We start from the raw sequence: 18,979 nt of genomic DNA, 5'->3' as shown, positions 1-18,979 counted from the left end.
ACATGACGGACTCGCTCCGCGAGTTCGCCGAGGACCTGCTGGACGACGGCCGGCTCGCGAACGACCACCGGGGAATTCCCCGAGGGCCGCGGGCACGGCCGAGACGCGCACCGAAAGGCAGTGCGGCAGTGAGACCACCGGCTCCGCAGGAAGAAGTCGAGGCATGGCTCCGGGACAACGGCTGGCACCCCGGTCACCGAGAACGGGAGGCGGCCGAGCAGCTCGTCGAGGCGCGCGTCCAGAACTCCGTGCGGCAGGGCTTCCCGCTGGCGCCCTGGGGGGAGGTCACCGATTTCGTCAGCCGCTACGCCGGCCTCGTCTTCCCCATGCCCCAGGCACCCGAGCGGAAGTTCGTCCCCGATCCGACCATGGGTTACGCGGATGACGCCGAGGACATCGTCGAATTGGCCACGGACATCGGCCACGAGCTGTTTCCCGTGGGGTACGAGACGGTCGAGGCGGGGATCGTCCTCATGGACGACATCGGGAGGTTCTTCTACCTGCACCACACGGGCCCGTACTTCCTCGGAAAGGACGAGGCCCAAGCCCTCTCCAGCCTCATGCGAGGCGATCAGGACGACGTGGACGCCTGCTTTGTCTGACGACGTGCCGGGCGTGCCCGCCCCGCTCCTCGCCCAGAACACCGTACTGGGCCACACCGATCTCAGCGGGGACGAGGCGCCCCGCCTCCCTCCCGCCGGCGCGGGCGCCTCCGTCGGCGAAGCCGCCGCAACCTGCGACGCCTGCGTCGCGGACCTCGTCCACCCAACCGCGGCGGAGATCGTGGCGACCGCCTGGCGGACCGTCCTCGACCACGGGCCGGACCGGGTCGATCCCGCCGTGCCGCGGGCCGCGTACGGCCATCCGGCACTGCGGGAGCTGTTCCCCGCCGTCAGCCACGGCGTGCTGTACCTCAGCCGTTGCATCCGGTTCCCGTGGACCCGGGACATCGGTACCGCCTTCCCGCAGGCCAGCGGCGGCTACCGGGTACGCCGACCGTCCGACAACACGCTGCTCGGCGTGACGGACACGGTGGAGGAGGCCTACCGCCTGACCGCCGCGCACCTCCCCGAGGGCTGCGGCCCGGCGATCGACGGCACCGCGAACGACCTGTGACGTCCCCCTGACGCACGACACGCGGTACGACACGCGGTACGACACGCGGTGCGGCGCGACCGGCCGGCCCGGCCCGGAAACGGCGGCGGCCCCGGCCCCCGGGAGGGGGCGGGGCCGACCGGCCGGTCAGGCGGTGTGGGGATCAGGCAGCGTCGACGACGCCGGACGCCGCGATCTCGACCTTGCCCTTGGGGGCGCCGGACTGGGAGCCCAGGGCCTCGATCTGGTCCACGAGCTCCTTGCCCTCGACGACCTCGCCGAAGACGACGTGCTTGCCGTCGAGCCACGAGGTGACGACGGTGGTGATGAAGAACTGCGAGCCGTTGGTGTTGCGGCCGGCGTTCGCCATCGACAGCAGGTACGGGCGGTCGTGCTTCAGCTGGAAGTTCTCGTCCTCGAACTTCTCGCCGTAGATGGACTTGCCGCCGGTGCCGTTGTGGTTGGTGAAGTCACCGCCCTGCAGCATGAACTGGGGGATGACGCGGTGGAAGCCCGAGCCGGCGTAGCCGTAGCCGTTCTGGCCGGTGGCCAGCTCACGGAAGTTGCGCGCCGTCTTCGGGACGACCTCGTCGAAGAGGGCGAAGACGATGCGGCCGGCGGGGGCGCCGTTGATGGTGATGTCGAAGTAGACGTTGCTCATGGGGTCCATCCTGTCACTCCCGGTGCGGTGCGCTACCCGGCGGGGCCGCAGCCCCGCCTCCGGGCAGGTCAGCCGCTCGTACGGGTGCCCGTTCCCTTCGCCGCGTCCAGGGCGTACACGCAGCGGTCCTTGCTGCATGCGTAGACCACGCCGGCCTCCGCCACCGGGGCGCCCGTGATCTCGCCGCCCGTGGCCAACTTCCAGCGCAACTGGCCGCCCGCCGCGTCCAGGGTGTACAGGCAGTGGTCGGCCGAACCGAAGTGCACCCGGCCGTCCGCGACCGCCGGCAGGCCGGTGATCTCGCCGCCCGCCGCGAACCGCCACTTCGGGGTGCCGGTGACCGCGTCGAGCGTGTACAGGGCGCTGCCCGCGCCCAGGTGGACGTTGCCGTTCGCGACCACCACCGGGTCCGCGGACTGCCGTCCCTCCGTCGCGATCCGCCAGCGGTCCTGGCCGGTGGCCGCGTCGAGGGCGTAGACCGTGCCCAGGTAGTCGACGAGGTAGACCCCGCCGCCCGTGATGGCCGCGCCGGGCGCGAAGGCCGGGGGCGCCAGGAAGACCGCGGGGGCCTCGAAGTGCCAGCGGACCCGGCCCGAGGCCCGGTCCACCGAGATGACCCGGGTGCCGGCCGCGACGTACACGTTGCCGTCCGCGGCGGGCGTGACCCGCACGGGCACGTTCCCGCAGGAGGCCGCGTCACCGATCGGGTAGGACCAGGACTCACGGCCGGTGCGGGCGTCCAGGGCCCGCAACCGGGCGTCCTGCCACACGTACACCGTTCCGTCCTGGAGGACGGGAGCCGCCTCCGGGGTCTCGAAGTCGCTCTGCGCGCCCGTCAGCTCCCACAGCTTCTGGCCGGTGGAGGCCTCCCGGCCCTGTACGCCGCCGCCGCGGGTGGCGGTGACGACCGTGCCGCGCTCGGCGCGCAGCGCGTACACCCAGGCGTCGGTGGACAGCCGCCACCGCTCGGAGCCGTCGCCGGCGTCGAGCGCGTAGAGGGACGGACCGTCGGAGGCGTGGATCCGGCCGTCGGCGACCGCCATGGACCAGGCGACGTCGCGGGTCTTGAACTGGCGGCGGCCGCTCGCCACGTCCAGGGCGTGGACCTCGAAGGAGGTCACGTAGAGCAGGTTCCCGGAAACGGTCGGCGTGCCCCACACCTCGTTGGACATGCGGAAGCGCCACGGCCGCCAGCGGCCGCTGTCCGGGGCCGGACCGGGGCTCGGTACGGGCTGCACCGCCGAGGGGGTGGCCACCGACCCGCCGGGCGGGCGGATCCAGCCGGTCGCCGAGTCCGCGGCGGCGGAGGAGGCGTGCGCGGCCGGGGCCGCGGCGGTCGCGCGCGGCCCGGGCCCGATCGGCACCGGCGAGCCGCCCAGGCGCACCGGCTCCCCCGAGGGCGCCGGAGACCTCGGCGGGTGGTGCGGACGCTGCGGGACGGCCTGGCCGGTACGCGGGTCCACCCACGAGTCGGCCCCGCGCGGGCGGCGGTGCGTGACGGCCTCGGAGGCCGCCCCGCGGCCCCCGGAGCCCGGTCCGGGCGCCGGCACCGCGGGGAGCGGCGCGGGCGGCGTACGGTGCCCCGCGCGCCGGGCCTCGATCATCGCGACGGCCCGGGCGGGCAGCCACGCCGAGGCGGTGCCGCTGTCGTCGCCGCCGTCGAATAGGTGCGGGGCGAGCTGCGCCTGCAGGTCGGCCGGGGTGGGCCGGAGCGTGGCGTCCATCTGCATGCAGGAGTCGATCAGCGGCCGCAGCTCGGCCGGCAGACCCTCCAGGTTGGGACCCTCGCGCAGCAGCATGAAGACCGTCTCCACCGGGTTCGCCCCGTGGTACGGCGGATGCCCGGTGGCGGCGAAGACGAGAGTGGAGCCGAGCGAGAAGACGTCGCTGGCGCCCTTGACGCTGCGCGAGTCCTTGGCCTGCTCGGGCGACATGTAGGCGGGGGTGCCGACGGCGACGTTCGTCATGGTCAGGCGGGTGTTGGAGACCCCGCTCGCGATACCGAAGTCGATCACGCGCGGGCCGTCCTCGACGACGAGCACGTTGGACGGCTTCAGGTCGCGGTGGACCAGGCCGGCGCCGTGGATGGACTGCAGGGCCTCGGCGATGCCGGCCGCGAGCCACCGTACGGCCTGGGCGGGCATGGGCCCGCACTCGTTGACGATCTCCTCCAGGGAGGGCGCCGGGACGTAGGCGGTCGCCAGCCACGGCACGGCGGCGCGCGGGTCGGCGTCGACCACGGCCGCGGTGTAGAAGCCGGACACCGCGCGGGCCGCCTCCACCTCGCGGGTGAAGCGGACCCGGAAGAGCTGGTCCTCGGCGAGCTCGGTGCGCACCGTCTTGATCGCGACCCGCCGTCCGGACGCGGACCGCGCGAGATAGACCAGCCCCATGCCGCCGGCGCCGAGCCGTCCCAGCACCTCGAAGGGGCCGATCCGTCTCGGGTCGTGCTGCGTCAGCTGCTCCACCACTCGCCTCCACACCTCCCCGTACGAGCCACTCAGCGGGCCCGCATCCACCGGCACGGGGCCCTGCCCCGTGCAGCGTCTCACTCCGGGCGCCGCCCGGGTCGAGCAACCCCGATTCTGTCAGGCCCGGACCCGGTCCGGCCCCGGCACGTCGAGCGGGGTGGTGTGATCTGCTCGGCGATCCCTCCGGGACCGGGGCGATACGGACGGGATACGGGGCCCGCGGCCCGGCGGACGGGGGCCGCGGCCCGGCGGGCGGGGGCCGTGCATCCGCCCGCACGTCCGGCTACGCGCCCAACTCCGCATCCAACTACGCGTCCGGCTGCGTGCGGGGTTCCGAGAGCAGCCCGAAGACCGCCCCCTGGTTGTCGGCGACCACCGCGATCCGCCCGTAGGGGGTGTCGAAGGGATCGGCGGTGACCCGGCCGCCGAGCCGCTGCACCGTGGCGACGGACCGGTCGCAGTCCGGTACGGCGAAGTAGGCGAGGAAGTGCGCGGGCATGGCTTCGGGGAAGGCGTCGGTGATCAGGCTGCGGCCGAGGACGGCGGTGTCCGTGCCGGGCGCGGTCCCGGGCGGGGACCAGATGCGGTACTCGACGCCGGCGTCGTCCTGGTCCTGCGGGACGTAACCGAAGACCTTGGCGTAGAAGACGTCGACGGCGTCGCGGGCGCGGGTGTAGACCTCGCTCCAGCAGTACGTGTACGGCTCCTGCTGGGCGTCGAAGCCGTGGTGGGTGCCGGGTTGCCACAGGCCGAAGACGGCGCCGCCGGGGTCGGCGGCCATCGCCGCGGTGCCGTACGGGCCGACGGGCATCGGGTCCATCACCATCTGGCCGCCGGCGGCGCGGATGCGTTGGGCGCAGGCGTAGGCGTCGGTGGTGTAGAGGTAGATCCCCCAAACGGTGGGCATGCGGCCGTCGGGCTTGGGGGCGAGGGCGGCGACGTTGCGGCCGCGGCTGTAGGCCTGGGTGTAGTGGCCGTACTCGGCGGCACCGCCGGAAAAGGTCCACCCGAAGAGCTCGCCGTAGAAGCGCTTGCCCGCCTCGACGTCCGGAAGCGAGGCGTCCACCCAGCAGGGTGCGCCTTCCACGAATGTGGCCATGGGCCCGTTTCCTTCCGTTGTGCGGGGGTGTGTACCCTCCCAACCCTCTCAGCCATGATCCGCCCGAAAACTTGTCCACAGCCTGTTGATAAGACTATTCGGGGGAAACCCTGTGGAACCGGGCGACGCGCCCGGGCCGGGGCGCGGGGCGCGGGTGGCGCGGGGACACGGCCCGGCCGGGGGCGCGCGGGAGCCGATTTTCGTCCGGAATGCGCCTGCCCGGCCGCCCGGGATCCTCTTCGGCCCAGGCCAGGCACCCCGTAACCCCATTTGCAGGCGGCCGAATAGCGCCCCGATCCCCCCTCGGTAAGCTGACGGCATGACAGGACAAGTACGCACCGTCGACGGGCGTGTCGCCGGCCGGCGCGGCCAGGCGACGCGGCAGAAGCTGCTCGACTGCCTCAGCGAGATGCTCAGCTCCTCGCCGTACCGCGACGTCAAAGTGATCGACGTCGCCCGCAAGGCCGGTACCTCCCCCGCGACCTTCTACCAGTACTTCCCGGACGTCGAGGGCGCCGTCCTGGAGATCGCCGAACAAATGGCCACCGAGGGCGCGCAGTTGACGTCGCTCGTCGAGGGCCGGACCTGGGTCGGCAAGTCAGGGTGGGCCGCCGCCGAGGAACTCGTCGAGGGTTTCCTGGAGTTCTGGCGCCGCAACGACGCGATCCTGCGGGTCGTCGACCTCGGCGCGGCCGAGGGCGACAAGCGCTTCTACAAGATCCGCATGAAGATCCTGAACTCGGTCACCAACTCCCTCACCGAATCGATGAAGGAGCTCCAGGCCAAGGGCAAGGTCGACAAGGACATCAGCCCCGCGGCGATGGCCGGTTCCCTGGTCGCGATGCTGGCCGCGGTCGCCTCGCACCAGAAGGGCTTCCAGACCTGGGGCGTCAAGCAGGCCGAGCTCAAGCCGAACCTGGCGCTGCTCGTCCACCTAGGCATCACGGGCAAGAAGCCCACGAAGTAGCGGCGGACCCCCGGACGCCCTCCAGGGGCCCACCGACCACCCGTCCGACCACCCCGTCCGATCGCCTGCGATCAGCGACGCTCCAGGCGGAACAACCGGATCTCGCGCTCGATGCGCGCCTGGTACGTCGCGTACGGCGGCCAGAACCCCAGCACCGCCTGCCACGCCTCCGCGCGTTCCTCACCCGCCAGCAGCCGGGCCCGGACGGGAATGTCCCGGCCTTGCCAACTCACGTCCGCGTCCGGGTGCTTGAGTAGGTTCCCGGTCCACGCCGGGTGCCCGGGCCGGCCGAAGTTGGAGCCGATCAGGATCCACGTCGTCCCGCCGTCCTCCGGCATGCAGGCGAGCGGGGTCGTGCGCGGCTCACCGGTCTTGGCACCCTTGGCGGTGAGGATCACGCCCGGCAGCATCTGGGCGCTGAGGATGACCTTGCCGCGGGTCAGCTTGTGCACCGCCTTGTCCAGGGCGGGGATGAAGTGCGGTGCGATCTTGGCGAAGAGCATGGTCGAGGAGACCTTCTGCATCAGCTTGACGCCGGGAGCCATCAGACGGCCACCTTCTCTTGTGCGGGCGGGGGCGGGGACGTGGGCGGGAACGTGGTCCCGGTCGGGGCCGCGGCGGTCGGGGCCGCGGCGGTCGGGGCCGCGGCGGTCGGGTCCGGGTCCGCTGCGGGGTGTTCCCGCGGCCGCGCGGCCGCCGGGTCCGCGAACAGGCCCGCGCGGTCGGCGGCGTGCGCCCGCAGCCGGTGGACCGGGCCGAACAGCAGCTCGTCGGCCGCCGCCCGCTTGAAGTAGAGGTGCGCGTCGTGCTCCCAGGTGAAGCCGATGCCGCCGTGCAGCTGGATCGCCTCGCCCGCGGTCACCCGTAGCGCCTCCAGGGCCTGGGCGAGCGCGAGGCCGCCCTGGTCCGGGTCCCAGGCGGCGTAGTAGGCCGCCGAGCGGGCCGCTTGCACCTGCACGTACAGGTCGGCGAGGCGGTGCTTGACCGCCTGGAAGGAGCCGATCGCCCGACCGAACTGCTCGCGCTGGCGTACGTACTCCACCGTGCGGGCCAGCGCCTGACCGGCCGCGCCGACCGCCTCGGCGGCCAGCACGGCAGCGGCGGTGCGCCCGGTGGCGGCGAGCGCGCCGAGCACATCGGCCCCTTCGGCGCCGAGCAACTCGGCCGGTACGTCGCGCAGTTCGATCCTGGCTTGCGGGCGGGTCTCGTCCAGGACGGCCTGCCGGGACCGTACGAGCCCCGGCGCGCCCTCCCGCACGAGGAACAGGAGCGTGCGGCTGCGCGCGAAGCCGCCGGTGTGCGCGGCGACCAGCAGGAGCCCGGCGCTGTGCCCGTCGAGCACCTGGACGGCCTCCCCGTACAGCCGCCAGCCGGTGTCGGCGGCGTCGGTGGTCGCGGCGGCGTCGGTGGTCGCGGCGGTCTCGGCGGCGACGGCGCGGGCCTGGACACCGCCCGCGCGGCCGCCGCCGGACCACTGTCCGGAAGCGTCCTCGCCGGTCAGCGCGAGGGCGGTGGCCAGCGCCGGACCGCTGACGGCGAGGGCGGCGGTCAGCCCGCCCGTCGCCAGCGGCGGGAGCAGCGCGGAGCGCTGGGCGTCGGTACCGAGGGCGGCGATCAGGGGCACGCACAGCGCGGCGGTGGCCAGCAGCGGCGAGGGCAGCAGCGCCCGGCCCGTCTCCTCGCAGGCCAGGGCCAGGTCGGCGGGGGCGCAGCCGACACCGCCGTACTCCTCGGCGACGGCGATGCCCGGCAGGCCGAGCTGCCGGGCCAGCTGCTGCCAGAGCTCGCGGTCGTGTCCGGCGGCGGTGCGGACGGCGGCCTTGACCTCGTCGGGGCCGCAGCGTTTGCCCAGGATCTCGCGCAGGGTACGGCGTATCTCGTCCTGCTCCGCGGTGAAGGCGGCATCCATCGTCGGGCTCCTCCCGGGGGCACCTCCCAGCGGTAGCTGGGGGAGTGTCTGACGGCCCGTCATATTAGGCCCGGCGGAAGCAGAAGCACAGGGGGTGAAGGAGGTCGATTGCGGGGCTGGGTCTAGCGTCTGACGCTTCGTCAGATATACCGTCCCCTCATGCCTGGACCCACATCCGGACCCGTCTCCGGACCCACGACCGGACCCACGACCGGGTCCGCAAACGGGCCTACGACCCGCCCCGCGATTCGCCCCGCGGCCGGCCCTACGACCGGACCCGCACCCCGCGCCCGCCGGAGGGTCGCGGTGGTCGGCGTCGCCCTCTCGGACTGCGGCCGGGTCGACGGCCCCACCCCCTACGCCCTGCACGCGCAGGCAGCCCGGCGCGCCCTGGCCGACTCCGGCCTGCAGCGCTCCGTCATCGACGGCTTCGCCTCGGCCGGCCTCGGCACGCTCGCACCGGTCGAGGTGGCCGAGTACCTGGGCCTGCGCCCCACCTGGGTCGACTCCACCTCGGTCGGCGGCTCGACCTGGGAGGTCATGGCCGCCCACGCGGCGGACGCGATCGCCGCCGGGCACGCCAACGCCGTGCTGCTGGTCTACGGCTCCACGGCCCGCGCGGACATCAAGGCGCGGCGCCGCACGTCCAACCTCTCCTTCGGAGCGCGGGGGCCGCTGCAGTTCGAGGTCCCGTACGGGCACACGCTGATCTCCAAGTACGCCATGGCCGCCCGCCGCCACATGCACGAGTACGGGACGACGCTGGAGCAGCTCGCCTCCGTGGCCGTACAGGCCCGGGCGAACGCGGCCACGAACCCGGACGCCATGTTCCGCGACCCGATCACGGTCGAGGACGTGCTCGGCGGCGACATGATCGCCGACCCCTTCACCAAGCTGCACTGCTGCATCCGCTCGGACGGCGGCTGCGCGGTGCTCCTGGCGGCGGAGGACTACGTACCGGACACCGCGAAGGCCCCCGTCTGGATCCTGGGGGCCGGCACGTCCGTCTCCCACACCACCATGTCGGAGTGGGAGGACTTCACCGTGTCCCCCGCGGCGGTCTCGGGCCGCATCGCCTTCGAGCGGGCCGGCCTCACCCCGGCGGACGTGGACCTCGCGGAGATCTACGACGCCTTCACCTACATGACCCTGGTCACCCTGGAGGACCTCGGCTTCTGCGCGAAGGGCGAGGGCGGGGCGTTCGTGGAGAAGGGCCGCCTGCTGCGCGACGGGGAACTCCCGGTCAACACCGACGGCGGCGGCCTCTCGGCCTGCCACCCCGGCATGCGCGGCCTGTTCCTCCTGGTCGAGGCGGTCCGCCAGCTCCGCGGCGAGGCGGGGGCGGGGCAGGTCACCAAACCCGGCGGCCGCCTCCCGGAGGTCGCCCTGGCCTCGGGCACGGGCGGCTGGTTCTGCTCGTCGGGCACGGTCCTGCTGGGGCGGGGGTGACCGGCCCCCGCCCGGGGGACCTACTTCCCCTCGGCGAGGGTGTGGGCGACGAGCGCGTTGGCGTGACCGTGCCCGAGACCGTGCTCGGTCTTGAGCCACGAGACGAGCTCCATGTGCTTGGTCAGCGGCGAGGACCGGATGAGGTCCTGCCACTCCCCGATCGGACGTCCGTACTTCTTCTCGATCGACGGAAAGTAGCTGGCGGGGCCCTTCACTGTCTCGGCCATGATGCGTGTCCCTCCGGGGGCGGTGCGGGTGTGTGTGCGGTGCGGTGCGGTCTCGTAGGTATGACCGCGTCGGGAAGGACAACTCATCGGTGGGGCGAAGAATTTCTTCGGGGCGGGGGTGGGGGCTTCGGTAGGCGGGGCTTCGGTAGGCGGGAGCCTGCCGGCCGGCATCAGGGATGGGTATGGGGGTTTCCTTTCCAGGGACGGGCGGTCGGAGGCACCCATCCCTGTCGGGCGCGAGAAGCCACGACCGAGAGGCGGGCCCATGACAGCCACCTGCCGCGTCGGGGGAAGCGCATCCAATCGCTACGCGCTCCTCATCCCTCAGCGTCTCCAGCCCGTCTTGGGCTGGACATAAGCCGCCCACGGGCCCCGGGCGTTCCCACCGAGGGCGCCCGACGACCGTCCGGGGCTGGACATAGGCCGCCCACGGGCACCCCTCCTTCACGCGTCCGACGGCCGTCCGCGGTTGGTCTCACCCCTGTTGTCCCTCATATGGGCGATGGCGGGTCCATTACTTTCGAAGTAGTTTCAAAGTCATGAGTGCCGAGAACGCCGCCGTGAACTTCTCCGAGCTGGTCAACAAGAACAAGCAGACTCTGGCTCGACTCAAGGAGTCACCACGGCTGCTGCTGCACCGTAGGGACGGTGAGGATTTGGTCCTCACCACCGCTGCCAGAGCCGAGCAGGACCAGACCGTGGTCTCGGCCGCCACAAGGATGCTGTCAGCCATGGCGAGGCGAGAGCCCGGCAGCATGGAGTTGCTCCTCGACATACTGCCGGAGGCGTTTCCCTGGGTCCGCTTCCTTCCCGAGCCGGACGTCCATGCCTTTGCTGTGGAATTGGTCGACACCATGCGTGCCGCCGACTCGATCGGCAACAACGCGTCCGTCGCCCAGTTGCTCATCGCTTGGCAGCACACGGCCGAGGTGCATTCCGATCCCGTTCTCCTGTCGGCACTGACGACAGACCATGGCGCGGACTACGGCCCCGTACCCGACCCTCTTGACGTTCGTTGACCACGGGACGCGGTGACCGAGCCGCACCCCCGGCACCGGAGGGTCAGTGGGATGTCCGCTTCGCCGATGCCGCATCGGCGAAGGGCTGGGAATGTCTCGCCCAGCAAGCCCGTGAGAACACGTACCGAGCCTGGGTCATGATGCGCACGGAACCCAGGCCCGTGGTCGAAACATCACGCCAACACCGTCTCAAGGGAACTCTGGCCCACGGCATTTACCGTGGACAGACGTGTGCGCAGTGGCAGATCGAGGTGACGGGAGGCGGTCGGATTTGGTACCTCGTGGACACGGCTCGTGACACCTGTTGGATCACCTTTGCCGGAACCGGACACCCACGCGCGACGGACGGCAAGTGACTTGGACAGCCGGTCGCAGGTCGAGCGCCGGACGACCAGCGGCCGTGGGCGGCCGATGCCCAACCGCGGTCGGCCGTCGGACGCCCTCCATCAGAACCCCCGAGGCCGTGGGCGGCTTATGTCCGACCCAAGACGGGCTGGAGACGCTGAGAGATGAGGAGCGCGTAGCGATTGGACGCGCTTCCCCCGACGCGGCAGGTGGCTGTCATGGGCCCGTCTCTCGGTCGTGGCTGTTCGCGCCCGACAGGGGTGGGTGTCTCCGACCGCCCGTCCCTGGAAAGGAAAGCCCGGCCCGTTATTTTGGGGGGGTTCCCGGCGGTCTTCGGTTCTCCGGGGCGGGACGGTCGGTCAAGGGTGGAGCGCAGCGACATCGCGTAGCGACGCGACGAAGGAGCGCCCTTGAGGGACCGGCCCGACACGGAGGGACGATGAGACTGACGGGAAACCCCCATACCCATCCCTGATGCCGGCCGGCAGGCTCCCGCCTACCGAAGCCCCCACCCGGCACGTCACCCGCCCCGGCGACCCCCGGCGCCCCCCGACCCCCTGGCCCCCTGGCCCTCACCCCACTCCCTGCTGTTGCATGGGCCGCATGAGCAGCGAGAACAGCAGCGACGAGTTCAGTGCCACCCTGCATTCCCTGCGCGTGTGGGACTTCCCGCTCCCCGGGTTCGATCCGGCCGCCGCGCCCGGTGAGCCTTTGGCGCTGTTCCGGGAGTGGTTCGTGCATGCCGCGCGGGCGGGGCAGTTGGAGCCGCACACGATGAGTCTGGCGACCGTGGACGGGGACGGGCGGCCCGACGTACGGACGTTGATGCTGCACGACGTCGACGCGCGGGGCTGGCACTTCGCCTCGCACGCCACCAGCGCCAAGGGCGTGCAGCTGGCCGGGCACCCGGAGGCGGCCCTCGGGTTCTACTGGCCGACCGTGGGCCGCCAGGTCCGCGTCCGGGGCCGGGTCGCCCCCTGCGGGCCCGAGGAGAGCCGGGCGGACCTGGCGGTCCGCTCGCGCGGTGCGCTCGCCGCCGCGCTCACGGGGCGGCAGAGCGAGGTGCTCGGCTCCGTGGAGGAGCTGGCGCGGGTCTCGGCGGCCGCCTGGGAGCGGGCCGGAGCCGAGCCGGACGCGCCGGCTCCGACCTGGACGCGGTACGTGCTGGACCCCACCGAGGTGGAGTTCTTCCAGGGGGACGCCGCGCGCCGGCACGTCCGCCTTCGGTACTCCCGTACGGCAGGCGGCCCTTGGGAGCGCGAGCTGCTCTGGCCCTGATCCCCGGCCCGCAGGGCCCTCAGTCCGGTGCCGGCCGGAAGACCGCCACCCACACCCCGTCCGCGGCCTCGCGGAAGGTGACCGTCAGCGGCATGCCGATGCGCAGGTCAGCCGCCTCGCAGTCCACCACCTCGGTCATCATCCGCGGGCCCTCGGCGAGGTCGACGACCGCCGCCGCGTACGGGACGCGCGTACCGAACGGCGGGAGGTCGTTGCGGTGGATCACCGACCACGTGTAGAGGGTCGCCCGGCCGCTCGCCGGCTCCCAGGTCACGCGGTCCTCGCCGGCCCAGCAGAACGGGCAGAACTCGCGCGGGTAGTGGTGCGCCCGCCCGCAGTCGGCGCAGCGCCGCAGCAGCAGCCGGCCCTCCGCGGCCGCGTCCCAGTAGGGGCGGGTGAAGTCGTCCGCCTCGGGGAGGTCATACCGCACCGTGCCGGTCACAGGAACAGTCCGATCGACGCGTCGAGGGACCAGGTCTGCCAGGACATGGCGAGGAGCGCGACGAGGGAAATGAGCGCCATCATCGCGTTCTGGCCCTGCTCGGCCCAGTCGTGGATCATCAGCACGAGGTAGAGCAGGTTCAGCAGGAGTCCGCCGATCAGGGCGACCGGGGTCAGGAAGCCGAGTACGAGGCCCAGCCCGAGGGCGAGTTCCGCGTAGACGACGGTGTACGCCATCGCCTTCGGCCGCGGTGCGACGACCAGCTCGAAGCCGCCCTTGACGAAGGTCCAGCGGTGCTTGTTCGCGACGTCGGCGGCCCAGGCGATGCCGGTGCCGCGCTCGAACCAGCCCTTCTTGTCCTTGTGCCGCCAGCTCTCCAGCCACCACAGGCCGAGGCCTATCCGGAGCACGGCGAGCCATTCGGCCCCACTGAGCCAGATGGTCTGCATCGGCAGCCCCCACCCCTCTCGCGATCGATGCGCACGCTCTATCTGACGGTACGTCAGTTGAGCGGATCCGGAGCGATCGCGCAAGGCCCCGGCCGGCAGCGGATCCGCGACCCCGCGGGCACCGCGCGCGCCCGTGATCGATCCGCAATCGATTCCCCGCCCGACCGAGACCCATCAACCCAGCGTGGCGATACGATCACACCTCATGCCCGGAGACCCCACAGCACCCGACATGACCACCCAGCCCCGCCCCGTGTACGTCATCGGGGCCGGCCCCGGCGGCCTCGCCGCCGCCGCCGCGCTGCGCGCCCGCGGGGTCCGCGCGGTGGTCGTCGAGAAGTCCGACGCGGTCGGCGCATCCTGGCGGCAGCACTACGACCGGCTGCGCCTGCACACCACGCGCCGGCTCTCCGCCCTCCCGGGCCTGGCCATGCCGCGCCGCTTCGGGCGCTGGGTCTCCCGCGACGACGTCGTGCGCTACCTGGAGCGGTACGCCGAGTTCCATGAGCTGGAGCTGGTCACCGGTGTGGAGGTGACCCGGATCGAGCCCGCCGGGCCCGGCCCCGAGGGCGAGGGCGAGGGCGAGGGCGAGGGCGGCTGGACCCTGCACGCCAGCGGTGGCCGGGAGCTCGCGGCCGCGGCCGTCGTCATCGCCACCGGGTACAACCACACGCCCGCGCTGCCCGACTGGCCGGGCCGGGACGCGTACGAGGGCCGACTGCTGCACGCCCGCGAGTACCGCAACCCCCTGCCGTACGCCGGCCAGGACGTCCTCGTCGTCGGCGTCGGCAACACCGGCGCCGAGATAGCCGTCGACCTCGTCGAGGGCGGCGCGGCGCGGGTGCGGCTCGCCGTGCGCACCGCTCCGCACATCATGCGCCGTTCCACCGCCGGTTGGCCGGCCCAGCGCAGCGGGATCCTCGTGCGCCGGCTGCCGGTGCGGCTCGTGGACCGGGTGGGTCGACTCGTCGCCGCGGCCTCCGTGCCGGACCTGTCGGCGTACGGCCTTCCGCGCCCGGCCACCGGCCTGTACAGCAGGGTGAAGCAGGGGTCGATACCGGTTCAGGACGTCGGTCTGATCGACGCGGTCCGCAGCGGCAAGGTGGAGCCGGTGGCCGCCGTCGAGTCCTTCGACGGCGCCGAGGTGGTGCTCGCGGACGGTTCGCGGATCACCCCGGACGCGGTGATCGCGGCGACCGGCTACCGCCGGGCGCTGGAGGGGCTGGTCGGCCACCTCGGGGTGCTCGACGAGCGCGGCCGTCCGCGCACGCACGGCGCCCGCACCCCCGAGCAGGCCCGCGGCCTGTACTTCACCGGATTCAGCAACCCCATCAGCGGCATGTTCCGGGAGATGGCCCTGGACGCGGAGAAGATCGCCAAGGCGGTCGCCCGCCGCCTGCGCACCACCGGGGCGGCTCCGCGATGAGCAATTCCGATGCCGGCGCCGTCCTGACGACGCCCGACCTGGAGGAGGCGATCCGCGCCGTGCGCACCCTGCTGGACATCGCGGACACCACGGGCGGGGAGGTCGACTTCGAGGCCGTGGTCCGGTCGCCGGAGGTCCTGGCCCGCGTGCTCGAGGTGCTGCCCGCCCTCAAATGGCGGTCCATGGACGAATCCGAGCAGGCCTCGTCGGACGCCGGCGACGACCCGGCGCGATGCCTGCCGATCGCGGTGTTCGACTGGTGCCACCCGCTCGAACTCGCCGAGCCGTTCATCGCCGCGCTGGGTCCCGACCCGGCGGCCGTCCGGTTCGATCTGAACGCCTGGCCCGAGGTGCCCGAGGCCGGGCTGGAATACGTCTCGCAGAAGTACGCGTACCTCACGCTCTCGGTCAACTCCCGCGACCTCTACCAGTGCGAGCTGTCCGAAGACCACACCGTCCACGTCCACGTGCGGAACGCCGCGCTCGCCGAGGACACCGCCCGCATCGTGTGGCTCGCCGATCAGGTCGGCGGCCGGTTCACCGGCCGGGTGGAGACGGCGCTGCTGTGAGCGACCGGGGCTGCCGGGCTGCCGGGCGGGGCGGACCCGCCCGGTCGTCGTGTCGGCCGAATCGCGCCCTGGACCGGTCCCGGCGGGATCTGTCACCGTTCACTTCGCCACATCACCTCCACACCTTTCCTGCGCAGCCCTGTTCCTGACGGCACGTCAGTTCAGTAATCTGACTGCACGTCAGTTATTGAGTTCCATCGAGGTTCATCGAGCAGGAGCGGGCGGCAACGATGCTTGGATCTACTCACGGCACCCTCACCACCGACTTCCGCGCACGTGTCGAGGCCTGCGGGGAGTCTCCCAGGACCGCTGTCCACTCGTCGGCGGCCCCCTCCGCCGACGACGCGGTCCCCCTGGACGTCAGCGGACGGCCGCTGTACGCCGAGGTCCCCGACCTGGACCGGTTCTTCCGGCCCGAATCCGTGGCCGTCATCGGCGCCTCCGACGCGGAGGGCCGGCCGAACACCGGCATCACCCGCCAGCTCATCGCCTGGGCGGAACGCGTCGGCGCCCGGATCCACCCCGTGCACCCCACCCGCACCACCGTCTTCGGGCTGACCTGCCACGCCTCCGTGGCCGACCTGCCCGAACAGGTGGACCTCGCCGTCCTCCTCGTCGCCGACCCGCTCCCCGTCATCGAGGAGCTGGCCGAGACCAAGGTCAAGTTCGCGGTCGCCTTCGCCTCCGGCTTCGCCGAGACCGGCGACGCGGGAGCCGCCGCCCAGGAGCGGCTCGGCGCCGCCGTCCGGGGCTCCGGCCTGCGCCTGCTCGGCCCGAACACCAACCTCAACGCCTTCGAGGAGTTCCGCGAGGACCTCGACGGCCCGGCAATCGCCCTCATCACCCAGTCCGGCCACCAGGGCCGGCCCGTCTACACCCTCCAGGAGCTGGGCATCCGGCTCTCCCATTGGGCGCCCACCGGCAACGAGGCGGACCTGGAGACCTCCGACTTCATCTCCTACTTCGCCGAGCAGCCCGAGGTCGGGGCCATCGCCTGCTACGTGGAGGGCCTCAAGGACGGCCGGGCCTTCCTGCTCGCCGCCGACCACGCCGCGCGCAACGGCGTCCCCGTCGTCGCCGTCAAGGTCGGCCGCACCGAGACCGGCGCCCGGATGGCCGCCTCCCACACCGGGAAGCTGACCGGCGCCGACACCGTCGTGGACGCCGCCATGCGCCAGTTCGGCGTCATCCGCGTCGACGGTCTCGACGAGCTCCAGGACACCGCCGCGCTGCTCGCCCGGGCCCGCAGGCCCAAGGCGGACGGGGTCGTCGTCTACTCCATCTCCGGCGGCACCGGGGCCCACTTCTCCGACCTGGCCTCGGAGGCGGGCCTGACCCTGCCCACCCTCTCGCAGGCCAAGCAGGACGAACTCCACCAGTGGATCCCCGGATACCTGAACGTCGCCAACCCCGTCGACAACGGCGGCCACCCCGTCGGCGACTGGCGCGGCCGCAAGATCATCGATGCGATCCTCGCGGACCCGTCCGTCGGCGTGCTGATCTGCCCGATCACCGGCCCCTTCCCGCCCATGAGCGACAAGCTCGCCCAGGACCTGGTGGACGCCGCCGAGCAGAGCGACAAGCTGGTCTGCGTGATCTGGGGCTCCCCCGTCGGCACCGAGGACGCCTACCGCACCACCCTCCTCGGCTCCTCCCGCGTGGCCACCTTCCGTACCTTCGGCAACTGCATCACCGCCGTACGCGCCTACCTCGGCCACCACCGCTTCACCGCCGGATACCGCTCCCCCTTCGAGGACGCACCGCGCACGCCCTCGCCCTCGTACCGCAAGGCGCAGGCCCTCATGCGGCCGTCCCAGCAGCTCAGCGAGCACGCGGCGAAGCAGCTCCTGCGCGCCTACGGGATACGGGTGCCGCGCGAGCAGCTGGTGACCAGCGCGGCGGCGGCGGTCCGCGCGGCCGGGCTGGTCGGCTACCCGGTGGTGATGAAGGCCTCGGGCCCGCAGCTGGGGCACAAGACGGAACTCGGCCTGGTGAAGATCGGCCTCACCTCGGCGAGCCAGATCCGCGACGCGTACCGGGAGCTGACCGACATCGCGCGCTACGAGAACGTGCCGCTCGACGGGATCCTGGTCTGCCAGATGGTGGAGCGGGGCGTGGAGATGGTCGTCGGCGTGACCCAGGACGACCTCTTCGGCCCCACCGTCACCGTCGGGCTGGGCGGGGTCCTGGTGGAGGTCCTGCACGACGCGGCGGTCCGCGTGCCGCCGTTCGGCGAGGACCAGGCGCGGGCGATGCTGCGGGAGCTGCGCGGGCATGCGCTGCTGGAGGGCGTACGGGGGGCGCCCCCGGCCGATGTGGACGCCCTGGTGGAGGTCGTCCTGCGGATCCAGCGGATGGCGCTCGAGCTGGGCGACGAGCTGTCCGAGCTGGACATCAACCCGCTGATGGTGCTCCCGCGGGGGCAGGGGGCGGTGGCGCTGGACGCGCTCGCCATCTGCCGCTGACGCTGCGCTCCTGCCCCGCGGTCACCGCTGCGCGGAGCCTCTCCCCGCCCCGCCCCTTCGCCATCCCCCAGACTCCGTCCGGGGGGACCCCCAGCCGGGGCTCCGCCCCGGACCCCGCTCCTCAAACGCCGGCGGGGCTGTATTTCAGCCCCGCCGGCGTTTGAGGCGCGGGGGCTCGGGGGCAGCGCCCCCGCAACGGCGCCGCACACACCGCACCCGACTGCCCCCGAACGGGAGTTCACCCATGACCGGCATCGCGGAGGACGAAGTCCTGCACCGCATCGAGAGCAACGTCTCGTGGATCACCCTCAACCGCCCCGAGGCGATGAACGCCGTCACCTGGGACCAGCGCGAGCGCGTCATCGCGCTGCTCGCCGAAGCCTCCGCCGACCCGGCCGTGCGGGCCGTCGTCGTCACCGCCACCGGCAAGGGCTTCTGCGCGGGCGCCGACCTGCGCGGTGGCCCCGCCGCCGGGGCCGGGGCCGGGGCCGGGGCCGGGGCCGGGGCCGGCGGGGAACGCGTCGCCGGCGACGTCGCCCGGATGATCCGCCTCGGCGCGCAGCGCCTGATCACGGCCGTGCTCGACTGCGAGAAGCCCGTCCTCGCCGCCGTCAACGGCACGGCGGCCGGTATCGGCGCCCACCTGGCCCTCGCCTGCGACCTCGTGATCGCCGCCGAACCGGCCCGTTTCATCGAGGTGTTCGTCCGGCGCGGCCTGGTTCCCGACGGCGGGGGCGCGTACCTGCTGCCGCGGCTCGTCGGCCCGCAGAAGGCCAAGGAGCTGATGTTCTTCGGCGACGCCGTCCCGGCCGCCGAGGCCGAGCGCCTGGGCCTGGTCAACCGGGTCGTTCCGGCGGAGGAGTTGGAGGCGACGGCCCGGGAATGGGCCGAGCGGCTCGCCCAGGGGCCCACCCGGGCCCTGGCCATGACCAAGCAGCTGGTCAATGCCTCCCTGGACAGCGACCGGGCGGCCGCGCTGGCCGCCGAGGCCACCGCTCAGGAGATCAACATGACCACCGCCGACGCGAACGAGGGCGTGGCGAGCTTCGTGGAGCGCCGCACGCCCAAGTACCTCGGCCGCTGACCCCGGCGCGGCGCGGCCGCAGCG

18 protein-coding genes are annotated in these 18,979 nt (G+C 72.8%); 10 read left to right on the top strand and 8 right to left on the bottom strand.

Going from position 1 to position 18,979, the window contains the following annotated elements:
- Positions 1-2: 2 nt before the first annotated feature.
- On the top strand, positions 3-602 hold the full coding sequence (locus OG594_RS04445) for an SUKH-3 domain-containing protein (RefSeq protein ID WP_266595346.1): 600 nt from the start codon (positions 3-5) through the stop codon (positions 600-602).
- Positions 595-1,116 (top strand): DUF6193 family natural product biosynthesis protein, encoded by a 522-nt coding sequence (locus OG594_RS04440; RefSeq protein WP_266595344.1) that lies wholly within the window; start codon positions 595-597, stop codon positions 1,114-1,116. The genes OG594_RS04445 and OG594_RS04440 overlap by 8 nt, the downstream gene beginning before the upstream one ends.
- 142 nt (positions 1,117-1,258) lie before the next feature.
- On the opposite strand, the gene OG594_RS04435 is transcribed toward OG594_RS04440, so the two are convergent.
- The 3 genes from OG594_RS04435 to OG594_RS04425 form a co-directional block, all read right to left on the bottom strand.
- The gene (locus OG594_RS04435) at positions 1,259-1,756 is read right to left on the bottom strand and encodes a peptidylprolyl isomerase (protein WP_266595342.1); all 498 of its coding nucleotides are present in this window, start codon (positions 1,754-1,756) and stop codon (positions 1,259-1,261) included.
- 68 nt (positions 1,757-1,824) lie between these two features.
- Positions 1,825-4,227 (bottom strand): PQQ-binding-like beta-propeller repeat protein, encoded by a 2,403-nt coding sequence (locus OG594_RS04430; protein ID WP_266595340.1) that lies wholly within the window; start codon positions 4,225-4,227, stop codon positions 1,825-1,827.
- A 307-nt stretch (positions 4,228-4,534) separates the two neighbouring features.
- Positions 4,535-5,326 (bottom strand): VOC family protein, encoded by a 792-nt coding sequence (locus OG594_RS04425; protein WP_266595338.1) that lies wholly within the window; start codon positions 5,324-5,326, stop codon positions 4,535-4,537.
- 319 nt (positions 5,327-5,645) lie between these two features.
- Between OG594_RS04425 and OG594_RS04420 the strand changes: the two genes are divergently transcribed.
- Entirely contained in the window at positions 5,646-6,293 is a 648-nt protein-coding gene (locus OG594_RS04420; protein WP_030013555.1) for a TetR family transcriptional regulator, read from the top strand.
- A gap of 71 nt (positions 6,294-6,364) precedes the next feature.
- Here OG594_RS04420 and OG594_RS04415 read toward each other — a convergent pair whose 3' ends face one another.
- The gene (locus OG594_RS04415; RefSeq protein ID WP_266595336.1) at positions 6,365-6,838 is read right to left on the bottom strand and encodes a nitroreductase family deazaflavin-dependent oxidoreductase; all 474 of its coding nucleotides are present in this window, start codon (positions 6,836-6,838) and stop codon (positions 6,365-6,367) included.
- The gene (locus OG594_RS04410) at positions 6,838-8,202 is read right to left on the bottom strand and encodes an acyl-CoA dehydrogenase family protein (protein ID WP_266595334.1); all 1,365 of its coding nucleotides are present in this window, start codon (positions 8,200-8,202) and stop codon (positions 6,838-6,840) included. Before OG594_RS04410 ends, OG594_RS04415 begins: the two co-directional genes overlap by 1 nt.
- 159 nt (positions 8,203-8,361) lie before the next feature.
- On the opposite strand from OG594_RS04410, the gene OG594_RS04405 reads away from it, so the two are divergent.
- Positions 8,362-9,651 carry an acetyl-CoA acetyltransferase gene (locus tag OG594_RS04405; protein ID WP_266595331.1) on the top strand — a complete coding sequence of 430 codons (1,290 nt, stop codon included), beginning with the start codon at positions 8,362-8,364 and terminating at the stop codon, positions 9,649-9,651.
- Positions 9,652-9,671: 20 nt separating this feature from the next.
- Here OG594_RS04405 and OG594_RS04400 read toward each other — a convergent pair whose 3' ends face one another.
- Positions 9,672-9,878 (bottom strand): DUF4287 domain-containing protein, encoded by a 207-nt coding sequence (locus OG594_RS04400; protein WP_030388288.1) that lies wholly within the window; start codon positions 9,876-9,878, stop codon positions 9,672-9,674.
- 539 nt (positions 9,879-10,417) lie between these two features.
- Here OG594_RS04400 and OG594_RS04395 point away from each other — a divergent pair.
- Positions 10,418-10,897 carry a hypothetical protein gene (locus tag OG594_RS04395; protein ID WP_266595329.1) on the top strand — a complete coding sequence of 160 codons (480 nt, stop codon included), beginning with the start codon at positions 10,418-10,420 and terminating at the stop codon, positions 10,895-10,897.
- 948 nt (positions 10,898-11,845) lie between these two features.
- Complete coding sequence (locus OG594_RS04385) at positions 11,846-12,520, top strand: pyridoxal 5'-phosphate synthase (protein WP_266595325.1); 675 nt, start codon at positions 11,846-11,848, stop codon at positions 12,518-12,520.
- A gap of 19 nt (positions 12,521-12,539) precedes the next feature.
- Here OG594_RS04385 and OG594_RS04380 read toward each other — a convergent pair whose 3' ends face one another.
- Positions 12,540-12,950: a Zn-ribbon domain-containing OB-fold protein gene (locus tag OG594_RS04380; RefSeq protein WP_266602590.1), complete on the bottom strand. Its 411-nt coding sequence runs from the start codon at positions 12,948-12,950 to the stop codon at positions 12,540-12,542.
- Positions 12,951-12,958: 8 nt separating this feature from the next.
- Positions 12,959-13,411 (bottom strand): DoxX family protein, encoded by a 453-nt coding sequence (locus tag OG594_RS04375; protein WP_266595323.1) that lies wholly within the window; start codon positions 13,409-13,411, stop codon positions 12,959-12,961.
- A gap of 205 nt (positions 13,412-13,616) precedes the next feature.
- On the opposite strand from OG594_RS04375, the gene OG594_RS04370 reads away from it, so the two are divergent.
- The 4 genes from OG594_RS04370 (at position 13,617) to OG594_RS04355 (ending at position 18,955) form a co-directional block, all read left to right on the top strand.
- Entirely contained in the window at positions 13,617-14,837 is a 1,221-nt protein-coding gene (locus tag OG594_RS04370; RefSeq protein WP_266595321.1) for an NAD(P)/FAD-dependent oxidoreductase, read from the top strand.
- Positions 14,834-15,406, top strand: a complete 573-nt coding sequence (locus OG594_RS04365; protein WP_266595319.1) for a hypothetical protein — start codon at positions 14,834-14,836, stop codon at positions 15,404-15,406. The genes OG594_RS04370 and OG594_RS04365 overlap by 4 nt, the downstream gene beginning before the upstream one ends.
- A 230-nt stretch (positions 15,407-15,636) precedes the next feature.
- Positions 15,637-17,871 (top strand): acetate--CoA ligase family protein, encoded by a 2,235-nt coding sequence (locus OG594_RS04360; RefSeq protein ID WP_266595317.1) that lies wholly within the window; start codon positions 15,637-15,639, stop codon positions 17,869-17,871.
- Between the two features lie 244 nt (positions 17,872-18,115).
- The gene (locus tag OG594_RS04355) at positions 18,116-18,955 is read left to right on the top strand and encodes an enoyl-CoA hydratase/isomerase family protein (RefSeq protein WP_266595315.1); all 840 of its coding nucleotides are present in this window, start codon (positions 18,116-18,118) and stop codon (positions 18,953-18,955) included.
- Positions 18,956-18,979: the final 24 nt, after the last annotated feature.

The organism is Streptomyces sp. NBC_01214, from assembly GCF_026340975.1.
GTDB lineage: Bacteria > Actinomycetota > Actinomycetes > Streptomycetales > Streptomycetaceae > Streptomyces.
This window is presented reverse-complemented; position numbering and strand designations above follow the sequence as displayed.